Origin of the sequence: Gordonia sp. VNK1 (assembly GCF_040049135.1) — a bacterium.
Taxonomy (GTDB): Bacteria; Actinomycetota; Actinomycetes; order Mycobacteriales; family Mycobacteriaceae; genus Gordonia; species Gordonia oleivorans.
Window position 1 is genome coordinate 25,162 of the sequence record NZ_JBDZDJ010000032.1, and the last position, 14,586, is coordinate 39,747.

A 14,586-nucleotide genomic window follows, 5' to 3' on the forward strand; every position below is an offset into this window, starting at 1 on the left:
GCCTCCTTAGCTCAGTGGTAGAGCACTCGCCTTGTAAGCGAGCGGTCGTCGGTTCAATCCCGACAGGGGGCTCGGATTCGGCCCGTTCGGTGATCATGCCGGACGGGCCGATCATGTTGTGCGACGTTGTCGTCGCACCGCTGTGCGGCCTGCCCGGCGGCGATGTTTCACATCGTCCCGCGTGCAGCTGTGCGCGCGATTAGAGTTCTCTCATGGCTTTCCATGTCGACTCCGAGGTCGGTCAGCTCAAGCAGGTCATCTTGCACAAGCCCGGGATCGAACTGCTCCGATTGACCCCGGCCAACGTCAAGAGTCTGCTCTTCGACGATGTGATGTGGGCGGAGAAAGCGCAAGAGGAACACGAACAGTTCCAGCAGATCCTGCGTGATCTGGGCGTCACCGTGTACCTGTACCAGGATCTGCTCGCCACCGCGCTGGCCCAGGACGGCGCCCGGGACGAACTCAAGGCGGAGTTGGTCACCGAGACCCAGTTCGGTACCGAACTCGACGGCCCCCTGCAACGCCTGCTCGACGAGCGGGAGCCGGCGCAACTCGCCGAACTGCTCATCGGTGGAATCCTCAAGCGTGAGGCCGCGCCCTACCTGAAGGGTGTGTCCAGTCTGCTGCTCGACAGCCTGCACGACGACGACTTCCTGCTCGCCCCGTTGCCCAATCATCTGTTCCAGCGCGACAATTCGGCGTGGATCTATGAGGGTGTCAATCTCAATCCGATGGCCAAGCCGGCGCGGCAGCGCGAGACGATCAACTCGCGGCTGATCTACAACTTCCATCCGATGTTCACCGCGGAGGAGTTCGCGTTCTACAACGGCAACGACCCGATGCGCTACACGCCGGCGACGATCGAGGGTGGTGACATCCTGGTGATCGGCAACCGCACGGTGATGATCGGGATGAGCGAACGCACCGCGCCGCAGGGCATCGAGGTGCTCGCCGAGAGCCTGTTCAAGGCGGGCACGGTCGATCGGGTGCTCGTCGTCGAACTGCCGATGGAGCGGGCGTTCATGCATCTGGACACCGCGATGACGCAGATCGATCGGGACGCGTTCAGCGTCTACCCGTATCTGCCCGAGACGCTGCGGTCCTACACGCTCACCCCGCATGGTGACCAGGGACACTTCACCGTGACGGAGAACACCGAGTTGTTCGCCGCCGTCGCCGAGGCCCTCGGGGTGGACCGTCTGCGCGTCCTCAAGGCGCCGATCGACCGGCTCGAGGCGGCGCGCGCCCAGTGGGACGACGGCAACAACTTCGTCGCCGTCAGTCCGGGCGTGGTGATCGGGTACGAACGCAACGTCACCACCAACAAGTTCCTCGGCGACAACGGGATTCAGGTGATCGGACTGTCGAGTTCCGAGCTCGGCCGGGGTCGCGGTGGCCCGCGGTGCATGTCGTGTCCGATCGAACGCGACGCGTGATCGGGCGATGTCGGTGGCGTCCGATCCACGGTTGATCGTCGAGACGACGTCGGGGCCCTACCGGGGTGTCCGCGCGGGTGCGGTCGATGTGTGGCGCGGAATGCGTTATGCCGCACCGCCGGTCGGGGAGAACCGGTGGCGTCGGGCGCGGCCCGTCGACGCCCATACCGAGGTGCTCGATGCGGACCGATTCGGTGCGGTGTGCCCGCAGCAACGACATCCGGTGATCGTGTTCGGTGACGACCCGGTGATGGACGAGGACTGCCTGTTCCTGAACGTCTGGGCTCCGGTGGCGCCGTCGGATTCGCCGCGTCCGGTGATGGTGTGGGTGCACGGCGGTGCCTATGTGTACGGATCGGGGAGTCAACCGCTCTATGACGGGGCGCGGATGGCGGCCGACGCCGGGATCGTCGTCGTCACCATCAATTACCGCATCGGCGCCTTCGGATTCACCGACCTGAGTTCGGTGATCGACGGAGCCGAACCCAACGCCGCGCTCTCCGACGTGCTTGCCGCGTTGACGTGGGTGCGCGACAACATCGCCGGATTCGGTGGCGATCCGGCCCAGGTCACGCTGGCGGGGGAGTCCGCGGGCGGCGGCATCGTCACCACGATGCTCACCGTCCCGGCGGCGCGTGGTCTGTTCCATCGGGCCATCGCGCAGAGTTCGCCGGCGACAACGGTATTCGACACCCAGCGGATGGTCGACGTCGCGCACCGGATCGACCGGGCGGTGTCGGGGTCGTTGGCCACCGCGTCGTCGTCGGCGGTGGTGACGGCGGGGATGCTCGCGTTTTCCCAAGTACCGCAGAATGATCCGGGAGTGTTGGCGTTCGCGCCGGTGGTCGACGGTGACCTGGTCCCGCGGCATCCGCTGGACGTCTATCGGGCCGGTGAGGCGATGCAGGTGCCTCTTCTGATCGGCAGCAACCGCGACGAGTCGGCGGTGTTCCGGTACATGAAGTCACCGCTGATGCCCATCGACCTGTCGCAGATCCGGAAGATGTTCGAGCGCATCGCGATCGAGCAGCCGAACCTGCCGATTCCGGACGAGCGGCGCATCCTCGGCGTGTATCCGCGACATCCGAAGGCCGCGGGCCTGGCGATCGCCCGTGATCTCGCGTTCCGGATGCCGGCGATCTGGGTGGCCCACGCGCATTCGGCTCGGGTTCCGGTGTATCTGTATCGGTTCGATTGGGCCCCGAGGATGTACAAGGTGCTCCGCCTCGGTGCCACCCACGGAACCGAGCTCAACTACATGTGGGGCAACCTGCCCACCGGCTCGCGGGACATCACCTACAAACTCGGCGGGCGGTCGACGGGCGAGAAGGTCGCCGAGCGCATGCTGGATCGGTGGGGTTCCTTCGTGCGTGATGGCGTGCCCGGCCATCGGGGTGGGACCGACTGGTCTGCCTTCTCGCCGGATCGGCGTACCTCGATGGTGATCTCCTCGCAGGACCGACCCGTCGACGGACTCGACGACCGGATCGCGGCGGTGTGGGGAGATGAGGTCCTCGCGTTCCGATGACCGCGGCGGGAGCCCGCGGTGACGTGAGTCACGTCTGGAGAAGTTGCCCCACACGCTGAGACGTCGCTAATGTTCCGTCTCATTCGGTTCTCCTTACCGCACGGTCAGGAGTCGGGGACCGGTCTGAGTGTGTTTCGTCCGACGCGAATGATTCCGAAACCGGGAGAACCTGTGCGTAGTGTGCTGCGGTCCGCGCTGGCCGTCGTCGTCGTCCTGTGTGCCGTCGCCGCTGCGGCCGTGACCTCTGTCGCCGGTGTGGCCCACGCCGGTCCGCCGAACCGAACTCCACAGCTCGCCGAGGTGTTCAACGGGTATGTGATCGGCACCTTCACCTCGGGTCGTCTGGCCAGTCCGCAGGAGATCTTCACGCCGCTGGTGTCCGACGACCCGTTCTATGTCGAGCCACGCCTGCGTGGTGACGAACGCCCCGGGACGCTACTGAAGGCAAAGAAGGTCGACGTCCAGTTCACCGGGTTCCGGCCGGGGAATCTCGACGCCTACGCGCTGATGTACGTCACCCGTGGATTGCACGACGAGGCCGACATCAGTACCGGCATTCTGATGGTCCCGCGCGACGGTCGCGACAATGCCGATCGGCCGATCGTCGGTTACCAGTTCGCCAATGACAGCGTCGGAGCCTATTGCCATCCATCGACGATGTGGACCGGTCGTGATCCGCTCGACGGTGCGTCGTGGTCGGCGCTCGGACCGTTGGCCCAGATGTTCGGCAAGGGCTACGCCGTTCTCATCAGCGACGTCGGCAACAACGCCGATCCCGATCCGCATGGCGTCTTCGCCGGAAAGTTCGGTGGCAACACGCTTCTCGACGGATTGCGCGCCGCGATCGCTACCTCTCCGGCGGGGCTGTCGGCGTCTGCGCCGATCGCGTTGTTCGGCGTCGCCGGCGGCGGTGTCGGTGCGGCCTTCGCCGCCGAGAACGCGGATCGGTATGCACCCGAACTGAATATCCGCGGGTCCATCCTCGAGGGGATGGCCGTCAATCAGCGCAACTTCATCCGCGCGTCGGACGGTTCCATCGGTTCCGGGTTCGCCTTCGCGACGCTGCTGGGTCTGGAACCGCGATATCCGGAGATGCGGATCGACGAGAAGCTCAGCCCGGCAGGCAAAGCCCTCGCCGACGTGTTCCGCACGCAGTGCCAGACGCCGGCATATTTCGGCACCCCCTTCCTGCCGTTGTCGGTCTTGTTCAACGGCCGGAATCCCGCCGACATCCCGGAGTTCCAGCATGTCTATCGCGACAATCAGTTGGGCACCAGGGCACCCAAGGCGCCCGTGCTGATCGCATCGTGCGCCCGCGACGATTCGTTCATGTCGCTGGTTCCCGCCGCCGACGCCCGCGCCCTGGCCGCGACGTACCGCCGTGGCGGCACCCGCGTCGACTATCAGCCCACCGACTGCAGCATGCTGACATTCCTCACCAACATGTACCGCTGGGGCACAGACCTTTTCGGAATGCAGACCATCGACTGGATGAGTGCGCGCTTGAATGACTGAGGAACGGGTATCGCATGCTGCGCACCCTCACCCGAGGGCCGTCGAGCTGCGATACCTGTTCCCGGCATTCATATTTCACTGTGGACTTGTCAAGGTACCGATGCGGTCCCGGCCGGAGCCGGGTGCGGGTTGGTTGGTCTGTTATCTATCTGTGGGCGAGGGTCTTACCCGGTTGGTCGAGCCCTTGCCCGTCGGTCGAGCCGTGTCGTTTCGACGGAGCTCAACGCAAGGAGGCCCCGCAAGCCAAGGCTGGAACCGAATCATCATGCCGCACCCGGCAATCCATCCAACGTCATGGTCCGGCGGTGATACGACCGCAGCCACCTGCGTTGCGGGTCAACACTTTCCGGTGGAATCAACCACGGGTGGTGATCGGCTCCCATGACGACGTCCCATCCGTTATGGTGGACATCGTCATGACAGGCCGAACAGAGCAAAGCGCCGTTCTCCACACATGTTTCGCCGCCGTCAACCCAGTGGACGATATGGTGCGCCTGGGTCCGCGAGGGCGGTGCTCCACACTTGATGCACCCCTTATCCCGGTGCGCCAGGGCGCGTCGTTGGGCCCGGTTGAACAAGCGGATGGTGCGCCCGAGCGATAGTGGTACCTCGTCTTTGCTGACGATCATGACGCCGACGGTGGCGTCGCAGCACAGTTTGCGGGCGGTGGCTTCGGTGACCGATCCCATGAACTGCAACGACGCCAACGATGGTGTGCCGGTGGGGATGGTGAGGTTGACCAACTCGGTGGGCATGCGTGGTCCGTCGTCGCAGTGCTCGCCTCGGGCTGCGTGGGCGGCGGTGTCGAGGATGATCTCCAATGCGTCGGCACGCATCTGACCCGCGGAACGCGGATCGCGGGATCCGTCGGGTTGGGGTCGTGGCGCCGACAACACTTCGATCGCCGTCCTCAACTTCTCCCCGAGTACGGCGTGCAGATCGCCGGTGACCGTGAGGCGTCCATCATCGGAATCGTGGAAGTCCAGGGTGTTGATCGAACGGTCCTCAGCGGCGGGTAAACCGTCGGTGTCATCGGCCTGCTGATTTCCTCGGCTTTTGGCGTAGTCGCGGATTTCGGCGGGTGTGAACCCGGCGGTGGCGTGCCCGAGGAGGGCAATGCTGTGGGCGTCGCGTTCTTCGGTGGTGACGGGCTCGCCGGATCGTTTCTCGATGTGCGCCAATCCTCGGACAATGGCGTCGGCGTGTTCGGCCGAGAGCGTGCCCAGCGCGGTGTGGCGGTGCACTCGCTCGATGTCGGGTGTGGTGCCCAGTCGGATCATGCGAGACGCCGAGGCCGGGGCGACACCCCATTCGTGTAGTAGCTCTTGAAGTTTGCGGCCCTCGTTCTCTGCGACCTTGAGGTGATCGCAGAGTCCGACAAGCACACTCGCATGATGGTCGACGAGATTGCGGATGAGCAGGATGGCGTGCAGTGCGTGCTTTGCGTTGTCGCGGGTGAGGCTGCGGTTGGTGTAGTCGAGTTCGGATAAGAAGTCGATGGTGGTGTCAAGTTCCCCCGGTGTCATGTTCACCACAGTACGCCGGATATCCGTTCGTGGCAAGGGTCAGTTTCGTGAATCCTGTTGCTGTGCATAACGTTTGGTCTGTGGATAACTCGTCGTCGACCGGATTTTTCTGTCGGTGGGGTGTGGTATGGGGCGTCGATTTCGCGGGAGGTGTTGTGGTGGTGAAGATTCCAGCGTTGGGTTGCGTGGTCTCGACTCGGACTTCGCTATCGCTCCGTCCGGCTCGACCGGCGGGATGGGGTCGGCTCGACCGGCGGGATGGGGTCGGCTCGACCGGTGGGGTGAGGTCGCCGCGACCGAAACTGGGTTGCTGTCAACGGAATCGAAAGCGCTGTCAACGGAATCGAAAGCGCTGTCAACGTAATACAGAGCGCTGTCAGTGATGAGGAGAGCGCTGTCAGCGTGATCCAGAGCGCTGTCACCGATATCGAGAGCGCCGTCAGCGAAGAGGCGAGCGCTGTCAGTGGCGACATGGGAACGGGTCCGGATTGTCGGTGCGGGCGGCTACAGTGGCGGCATGTCTCGAGTACGGCTCAATGGGTCATCAATTCTGCACGACGGTGGGTTTCCCTACAGCGCGACGGTGTCGCCGGGGTCGCTCATCTTCACCGCGGGTATCAGTCCGCTCGATGAGAACGGTGCGGTCGGCGCATCCGGTGACGTGGTGGGGCAGACGCGGATCTGTCTGGCGAACCTCGCGGCCGTGCTCGGTGAGCAGGGCGCCACGCTTGCCGATGTCGCCAAGCTGACCATCTATGTGGCGGAACGACTTCAGGCCGATCTCTATGTCGCGTGGGAGGCGGTGGTCGCCGAGTTCGGGACCGTTCCTCCGGCAATGATGATGGGTGTCACCGTACTTCCGTACGACGGCCAGCTCGTCGAGATCGAGGCGGTCGCCGCACCGCCGCACGGGTGATCATGACGCGTCCCCGGGTCACCGACCGCGCCCGCCGAAACCGGTTGTCACGCCGCCACCGACTGGCCGCCGACACGCGCGCGACGTCCGTCGTCGAGGCCGCCGAATCGATGGTCGGCCTGCATTCCACCACACCGTCGACCGTCTACCTCGCCGCGTGGGCGCGCATCGACGGATTCACGCCCGCATCGATGGACGACGCGCTTTACGTCGACCGGAGTCTGGTCAAGCAGTTGGCCATGCGCCGAACGCTTTTCGTGTTTCCTCGCGACCTCCTGCGGGAGGCGGTGGGTGCCGTGGGTCCTCGGGTGACAGCATCCGAACGCACCAACATGCTCCGCGATCTTCGTCGCAGCGAGTGGTGCACCGATCCCGGCGGATGGATCGACGCGGCGCGCACGGCGGTCGCCGCCGAACTCGTCGACGGGGTCACCCTCACCTCGTCGCAGATCCGCGAGCGCCTGCCCGAGTTCAACCGGACGGTCATCGTGAGCCCCGGAAAGTCGTACGGCGGCGCGAGCCCGATGTTGCCGCGCATCATCAACATGATGAGTGCCGCGGGAGACATTGTGCGAGGCCCCAATTCGGCCGGATGGCACATGTCGAGACCCTCGTGGTCGTCCATGCGGGATTGGCTCGGCGAGCAACTCGATCCGCCCGATCCCGCGACCGCGTATGCAGCGATGGTCCGTCGTTGGCTCGCGTCCTTCGGCCCCGGCACCGAAACCGACCTGGTGTGGTGGCTGGGTTCGACCAAGGCTGCGGTGCGGCAGGCGTTGGCGCAACTCGACATCGTCGAGGTCGAACTCGACGACGGCTCGGTGGGGTACGTACTCGCCGATGACGTCGTCTCGCCCGACGACGACGATCTCGAACCCCGGGCCATCCTGCTGCCGGAACTGGATTCCACCACCATGGGCCACAAGATCCGCGACTTCTACCTCGGACCACACGGTGAGCACATCTTCGATCGCAACGGCAACGGCGGTCAGACCGTGTGGTGGGACGGTCGCATCGTTGGTGGCTGGTACCGCGACGACGACACAAGCATTCGGGTGCATCTCTTCGAGAAGCTGCCCGCCGGCGCTCGTCGCGCCGTCGACGATCGGGCGAACGAACTGACCACGTGGCTCGGTGGCGCCCAGATCCGGCCCGGCTACCCGGCGCCATTCGTCCGCGGATTGCGAGGGCAGCGATGAGTTCGGCGGTCCGGCTCGGTCGGTCTCTGTACGGGGCCGCGGTTGCCACGCTCGCGGCCACCACACATCGACGGTGAGGAGTCCGCCATGACCGACCAGTTGTCCACACCGAAAGGCCCGCAGGCGATGCCGCCGGTGGTCGACGACGCCGCCTGGCGGGCGGCCCTCGACGACCTGCGCCGCCGGGAGAAGGCGGCCACCCGCGAACTCGACGCGATCGCCGCCCAACGACGGCGCATGCCGATGGTCGAGGTCACCAACCACACGCTGACCGGCGCCGACGGCCCGATCAGCCTGGCCGAGATCTTCGACGGCCGATCCCAGCTGATCACCTACCACCACATGTGGAACGACGGCGCGGAGTTCCAGTGCCCCGGCTGCACCGGATACACCTCGCAGTTCACCCGCCTGGAGTTCCTCGACAACTACGACGCCCGATTCGTCATCGTGACCAACGGCCCGATCGACGAGGCGCTGGCCTACCGGCGTCGCGTCGGCAACCGGATGGAGTGGTTCTCCGCAGCCGGCACCACCTTCGGGTCCGGGGTCGACGCCGCACCCGGCGAGGGATTCGCGATCAACGTGTTCCTCCGCGACGGCGACCGGGTCTACCGCACCTGGCACACCAACGGCCGCGGCACCGAACAACTCGGTCACAGCTTCGCGCTGCTCGACGTGCTGCCGTGGGGCAGGCAAGAGGAATGGCAGGACTCGCCGGACGGGTGGCCGCAACGACCCACCTACTCGGGCTGGGCGGACTCGACCGACATCGCGCACTTCTACGGAGAGGACTCCTGATGAGCACCTCCGATGCAGCCGAGGCCATGATCGTCTCGCGGTTCGTCGACGCCGCACCCGAGGACGTCTTCGCGTTGCTGCGCGAACCGACGAGACATCAGGACACCGAACCGTCGGATTGGGTTCGCGACGCCATCGACACCGCCCCACTCACCGAGGTCGGGCAGATCTTCGGGATGAACATGTACCTCGACAAGGCCGACGGGCACTACGTCGTCCACAACCGCGTCAGCGGCATCGTGCCAGACTCCGAGATTGCCTGGCTGCCGGGCGAGATCGACGACGCCGGTCGTCACCGCCCCGGTGGATGGGAGTGGCGCTACCGACTCCAACCGGAGGCCGGCGGCACCCGGGTCACCCTCATCTACGACTGGTCGAGGACCCCGGAACCGGTGCGCGCCGAGATCGGTGGCATGCCGCCGTTCGGACCGGGATTCCTGGAGAAGTCCCTGGCGGCGCTCGACGCCGCCCTCACGGCGAGCTGACGGCCGGCACCCAGACGTACCCATCACCGCAGGTCAGACCTCACAGAAAGCTCCCAGTCACAGTCCAGGCTCATGGCAGACTGGGGGTGTGAGGTGATAGGCGTGAATGAATCTGGCCAGGGAGCGAAAGTCCTCGTCGTCGACGACGAGGCGAATATTCGTGAGTTGTTGTCGGTGTCGCTGAAGTTCCAGGGGTACGAGGTCGAGACCGCGGCGGGTGGCCCGGAGGCGATCGACCGATGCCGCAACTTCAAACCCGACGTCCTCGTCCTCGACGTGATGATGCCGGGAATGGACGGATTCGGCCTCCTGCGCCGACTCCGCGCCGACGGTATCGCCGCACCGGCGCTGTACCTGTCGGCCAAGGACTCGGTCGAGGACAAGATCAACGGCCTCACCATCGGCGGCGACGACTACGTCACCAAACCGTTCAGTCTCGAAGAGGTCGTGGCGCGTCTGCAGGTTCTGTTGCGGCGCAGCGGGTTCGACGAGCGGGCCAAGGAGACCTCGCGGGTCACCTTCGCCGATCTCGAACTCGACGACGAGACGCACGAGGTGTGGAAGGCCGGCAAGCTGATCTCGCTGTCGCCGACCGAGTTCACCCTGCTGCGCTACTTCATGGTCAACGCCGGCACGGTCCTGTCCAAGCCGCGCATCCTCGACCACGTCTGGAACTACGACTTCGGCGGTGAGGTCAACGTCGTCGAATCCTATGTCTCGTACCTGCGACGCAAACTCGACTACGGCGTCACACCACTGATCCACACGCTGCGCGGCGTCGGATACGTCATGCGGGAGCCGCGGTGACCGCTGGCCCGAGCGCCGCGGTGCACTCCGGTGCACGAGGCCCAACGTCGCACCTGCGGGCCGGTACGGCATCCGCATCGAGCGCGGCGGCGTCGGCCCCGCCGGTCACCGGCGTGAAACGCCTCCGTGGTGTGCCGCTGCGGATCTCGCTCGTCGGACTGACCCTCATCCTGGTGGCCGTGGGACTGCTGGTGTCCGGAATCGCCGTCACCTCGGCGATGCGCTCGGATCTCATGTCGCGCACCGACCAGGGGCTGGTGTCGGCGACGGAGGGGTGGGCCAAACCCCGCAACCCCGAGATGGGTTCCTCGCAGGGACCTCCGATCGGCCCGCGCCGACCTCCCTCGCCCTACTTCGTGATGACGACGCTCAACTCGGGTCTGGTGATCTCGAACGCGAGCGACTTCAGTGCCGAACCCGATGTCTCGGGCCTGACGGCGTCCGACGTGGCGCCGACGACCGTCGACTCCGTCGGTGACGGGCCACAATGGCGCGTCGTCAAGACCACCGGACCGGACGGGGTGGCGATCGTCGCGACACCCCTGACCGACGTCAACAAGACCTTGTCGCGACTCATGTGGCTACAGTTCGGCATCGGGGCGGCGGTCGTCGCGCTGCTCGGCGTGCTGAGCTATCTGCTGGTGCGATCCAGTCTGCGACCGCTGCGCCGGGTGGAGGAGACCGCCCACGCGATCGCCGCCGGCAACCTCAACATGCGGGTGGCCCCCGGACCGCCGAACACCGAGGTGGGCAGTCTCTCGGCCTCGCTCAACACGATGCTCGGGCAGATCCAGCACGCGTTCGCCACCACCGCCGCGTCCGAACAGCAGGCCCGGCAGTCCGAGGAGAAGATGCGACGATTCGTCGCCGACGCCAGCCACGAGCTGCGGACCCCGCTCACCTCGATCAAGGGTTTCGCCGAGCTGTACCGGCAGGGCGCGGTGTCCGACGCGGGCGACGCGATGCGCCGCATCGACGACGAGGCGGGCCGGATGACCCTCCTCGTCGAGGACCTCTTGATGCTCGCCCGGCTCGACGCGCAACGTCCGCTGCTCTCCGAACCGGTGGACATGCTGATGCTTGCGGCCGACACCGTGCAGGCCTCGCGGGCCGCCGCGCCGGATCGCGACATCCGGTTGCAGGTCATCCCATCGGCCGAACCGCCTGTGGTGCTGGGTGATTCGGCCCGACTCGTGCAGGTGATCCGCAATCTCGTCAACAACGCGGTGATGCACACCGCCGACGATGCATCGATCACCGTCGGAGTCGGCGTCGACGAGTCCCCCACCGGCAACGGCGATGTGGTGGTCACCGTCGCCGACACGGGCCAGGGCCTGACCTCCGACGAACGTGCCCGCGTCTTCGAACGCTTCTACCGCGGCGACAGCTCACGCTCACGTGGCGAGGGCAGCGGCGGCAGCGGTTTGGGGTTGTCCATCGTCGCCGCACTCGTCGGTGCGCACGGAGGTCGCGTCGGCGTGGACTCCACGCCCGGCTCGGGTGCCTGCTTCTGGGTGCGGCTGCCACGCCTGGCCGACTGAGGTGGCGGTTGCTCAGATCAACTGCCGCAGCCGGGCGAAGTCGGTGAGGTCGTCCCGGAAGCGGTCGAGGGTGACCAGCGTGTACATCCCGTCGATCTGACGGTCCGCCCAGAGTTGATGGATACGACGGAGATCGGCCTGACGTGACTTCCAGCCGATCCCGTCGATCACCGCCAACACGAGTTGGCGTGGCAGACGCACCTCGGCCATCTCCTCGATCTCGCGGACCGCATCGGTCAGCTTCGACCCGGTGGAATCGAAACCCTTTGCCGCGACCACGATGTCGGGACTCGACGGAGCGCCGACGATGAGATCGGCCGGCGCGGTGCGTCCGTTGCGGCCGGAGAACCGGGATCGCGTCGTGTAGTCGAGGCCGAGATCGCGGGCGATGTCCTCGATCTCGTCTTCGATGCGGCGGCCCGACGCCCCGGCCCGGGTGGCCGTCAGGCGGGTACCCGCGCGGGCGACGAGGATGTCGGCGAAGGAATAGGTCCGGTGCATCTGCGCCGCCAGCATGCGGACGAGATCGAACTCCTCGTCGAGCCAGGTCACCAGTTCGACCGGACGGCTCCGCGCCAGGCCATGCCAGCCGGACGTGTCGAACCGGTCGCGCAGCACATTCTTCAGCTTCTCCTGCGACAGCCCGATCGCCAGACCCAGGACCGGGACATCGCCGGGATTCTCCCGGACCCACGCGGCGAGGCCGGCGATATCGGTGTCGAGGAGTTCGCCGAGACCGGCCGTGGCCGCCGCGATGTGCTCGGCCTCCGGCGTCGACGCCGTCGGATCCACGTGAGACGTCAAGCGTCCCAACGTCTTCAGGTACTCGTCGAAATCCGGTGCGCCGGCCATCGGGGTCAGTCGCGTCCGATGAAGAGGTACTCGTTGACGTCGCGGCGGGTGGCGGCGGCGTGCGTGCCGAAACTGTACTTGTGGTCGATCGCGATCACCTCCACCGACGGTTTCACCTTGCCCAGCAGGTCGGTGATGCGATCGGCGTCCGGCAGGGCGTTCGACGAATAGGACAGCACGATCGCACCGGCGTCCTGGAAATGCTCGAACGTCCGCACCAGGGCGTCCTCGATGGTCCGCTTGTAGGCGAACGGGGTGAACCGCTTCGGCAATTTCTTGGTCTTGGTGTTCTCCATGATGGTCATGCCCTGCCAGTACGCCGACAGACCCTCGAGGAAGTGATACCGCTTGATGTAGTCGTTGTCGTCGGTGGGCGGGGCGTACGGCGGATCGAGATACACCAGATCCGGGGCGCCCCCGAGGGCCGCGGTGGCGTCGAAGTCGAAGACATCGCCGCAGGAACTGTGATGGCGCAGACCGTTGCTGAACACCGTCGCGTTGTATTCGGCGGCCGATCGGAGACGGAAATGATCCCGCAACGACATCCGCAGATCGCGTCGGCCGTCGGCGTAGCGAGTGGAATCGGTGAAGGTGAACACGCCGCGTGGCTGTTTGCGGGCCGCCGAGAGCACCAGCGCCGCGATGGCCAGGTCGCGTCGATATCCGCGCAGCCGATCGATGTGCGACCACGCCGAATCCAGGAAGGCGCGGTCGTCGGCGTCGAAGTAGAGGCCGTCGAACGTCGAGGAGATGAAGTCGCGGTCGTCGGCGGGGGGACCGCAGATCTCCTCGATCAGATCGGGTTCGAGCCGCACCGAGGAGTTGGCGACCGTCGCGCGGGTGATGATGTGCGGAAAGTTCAGGAAATCGTTGCTGGCCACGGCAAAGCCCTGCGCCTTGAGCAGGTACGAGACGACTCCGGAGCCGGAGAACGCATCGACCGCCGTCGCGCCGCCGATCTCGGCGAAGGCGCGTTCGAGATGGGGGAGCAGCCGGTACTTCGAGCCCATGTAACGCAGCCGCGGGAAGCGCTGCGCCGCATCGACGATGTCGACGGAAGCGGCGGGCGCGCCACGGGCGGGATCGAAGGCTCGGCGACTCACAGCACACAGGATGTCACGGACCTCCGACAACAAAAAGATCAACACGTCGGTGAACTCCGGTCGTCGTGGTGAGACGAACGCCCCAAACATCGGCCCCAACACCACTGTCGGTGGGGTGTCCGGCCCTAGACTGTGGGGCATGTCGTCGGTATTCACGAAGATCATCAACGGAGAACTGCCCGGTCGATTCGTCTGGCGTGACGGTCAGGCCGTCGCCTTCCTGACCATCGAGCCCGTCACCCCCGGCCACGTGCTGGTGGTGCCGCGCAAGGAGGTCGATCACTGGGAGCAGATGGACACCGCGTCCTTCACCCACCTCGCCGACGTCGCGCAGAAGGTCGGCCGTGCCGTTCGGGAGGCCTTCGACGCACCACGCATGGGTCTGCTGATCGCCGGCCTCGAGGTACCGCACGTGCACATCCACGTGTTTCCGGCGTTGAGCATGGACACCTTCGATCTCGGCAACGCCCGCAAGGACATCACCCCGGAACAGCTCGACGCCGACGCCGACAAGATCCGGGCGGCCCTGCGCGCCACCGGCTATACCGAATACGTCGACGACTGAGGCGGTCACCCGCGCCACTGACAGCGCTCTGTTGGCCACTGACAGCGCTCACTTGGTCACTGACAGCGCTCTGTTGGTCACTGACAGCGCTCTGTTGGTCACTGACAGCGCTCACCTGACCACTGACAGCGCTCGGTGATCCCACTGCGTGGCGTTGCCAGCACCGCCGAGAGCGCTGTCAGCGATGTCGAAAGCGCTGTCCGTTGTATGCCAATCTGGGTGTGAGTCACTTCCGAGGAGGAGGTTCACAACATGAGTATTAGTGCTGGTTACACGATCGCTGAGATCACAGCCTATGTCCGGGAGTATCTGGAG

General features: G+C 65.8%; 13 protein-coding genes and 1 tRNA gene. 11 read left to right on the forward strand and 3 right to left on the reverse strand.

What is annotated here, in order from left to right:
- From ABLE94_RS24620 to ABLE94_RS24635, 4 genes are all read left to right on the forward strand, one after another.
- Nucleotides 1–72 (forward strand) — tRNA-Thr (locus ABLE94_RS24620).
- Nucleotides 73–212: 140 nt separating this feature from the next.
- Nucleotides 213–1,436, forward strand: a complete 1,224-nt coding sequence (locus tag ABLE94_RS24625; protein WP_348804609.1) for an arginine deiminase — start codon at nt 213–215, stop codon at nt 1,434–1,436.
- Nucleotides 1,437–1,443: 7 nt separating this feature from the next.
- The gene (locus tag ABLE94_RS24630) at nt 1,444–2,964 is read left to right on the forward strand and encodes a carboxylesterase/lipase family protein (RefSeq protein ID WP_348810159.1); all 1,521 of its coding nucleotides are present in this window, start codon (nt 1,444–1,446) and stop codon (nt 2,962–2,964) included.
- Nucleotides 2,965–3,111: 147 nt separating this feature from the next.
- On the forward strand, nt 3,112–4,479 hold the full coding sequence (locus tag ABLE94_RS24635) for a lipase family protein (RefSeq protein ID WP_425476275.1): 1,368 nt from the start codon (nt 3,112–3,114) through the stop codon (nt 4,477–4,479).
- 263 nt (nt 4,480–4,742) lie between these two features.
- Here the strand turns inward: ABLE94_RS24635 and ABLE94_RS24640 are convergent, their stop codons facing one another.
- Nucleotides 4,743–6,005: an HNH endonuclease gene (locus ABLE94_RS24640; RefSeq protein ID WP_348804612.1), complete on the reverse strand. Its 1,263-nt coding sequence runs from the start codon at nt 6,003–6,005 to the stop codon at nt 4,743–4,745.
- Nucleotides 6,006–6,522: 517 nt separating this feature from the next.
- Between ABLE94_RS24640 and ABLE94_RS24645 the strand changes: the two genes are divergently transcribed.
- From ABLE94_RS24645 to ABLE94_RS24670, 6 genes are all read left to right on the forward strand, one after another.
- Entirely contained in the window at nt 6,523–6,921 is a 399-nt protein-coding gene (locus ABLE94_RS24645) for a RidA family protein (protein ID WP_348810160.1), read from the forward strand.
- A gap of 2 nt (nt 6,922–6,923) precedes the next feature.
- Entirely contained in the window at nt 6,924–8,120 is a 1,197-nt protein-coding gene (locus tag ABLE94_RS24650) for a winged helix DNA-binding domain-containing protein (protein WP_348810161.1), read from the forward strand.
- 87 nt (nt 8,121–8,207) lie between these two features.
- Entirely contained in the window at nt 8,208–8,918 is a 711-nt protein-coding gene (locus ABLE94_RS24655) for a DUF899 domain-containing protein (RefSeq protein WP_348810162.1), read from the forward strand.
- Complete coding sequence (locus ABLE94_RS24660; RefSeq protein WP_348810163.1) at nt 8,918–9,403, forward strand: SRPBCC family protein; 486 nt, start codon at nt 8,918–8,920, stop codon at nt 9,401–9,403. Before ABLE94_RS24655 ends, ABLE94_RS24660 begins: the two co-directional genes overlap by 1 nt.
- 72 nt (nt 9,404–9,475) lie before the next feature.
- Nucleotides 9,476–10,210, forward strand: coding sequence for a response regulator transcription factor (locus ABLE94_RS24665; protein ID WP_348804617.1), 735 nt, complete (start codon nt 9,476–9,478; stop codon nt 10,208–10,210).
- A 113-nt stretch (nt 10,211–10,323) separates the two neighbouring features.
- Nucleotides 10,324–11,751, forward strand: a complete 1,428-nt coding sequence (locus ABLE94_RS24670) for a sensor histidine kinase (RefSeq protein ID WP_348804876.1) — start codon at nt 10,324–10,326, stop codon at nt 11,749–11,751.
- A gap of 12 nt (nt 11,752–11,763) precedes the next feature.
- Here the strand turns inward: ABLE94_RS24670 and ABLE94_RS24675 are convergent, their stop codons facing one another.
- Together ABLE94_RS24675 and ABLE94_RS24680 are read right to left on the reverse strand one after the other, a co-directional pair.
- Complete coding sequence (locus tag ABLE94_RS24675; protein WP_348804618.1) at nt 11,764–12,603, reverse strand: hypothetical protein; 840 nt, start codon at nt 12,601–12,603, stop codon at nt 11,764–11,766.
- Nucleotides 12,604–12,608: 5 nt separating this feature from the next.
- On the reverse strand, nt 12,609–13,613 hold the full coding sequence (locus tag ABLE94_RS24680) for a DNA adenine methylase (RefSeq protein WP_348804877.1): 1,005 nt from the start codon (nt 13,611–13,613) through the stop codon (nt 12,609–12,611).
- A gap of 232 nt (nt 13,614–13,845) precedes the next feature.
- Here ABLE94_RS24680 and ABLE94_RS24685 point away from each other — a divergent pair, with 232 nt between their 5' ends.
- Complete coding sequence (locus ABLE94_RS24685) at nt 13,846–14,271, forward strand: HIT family protein (RefSeq protein WP_348804619.1); 426 nt, start codon at nt 13,846–13,848, stop codon at nt 14,269–14,271.
- Nucleotides 14,272–14,586 lie beyond the last annotated feature (315 nt).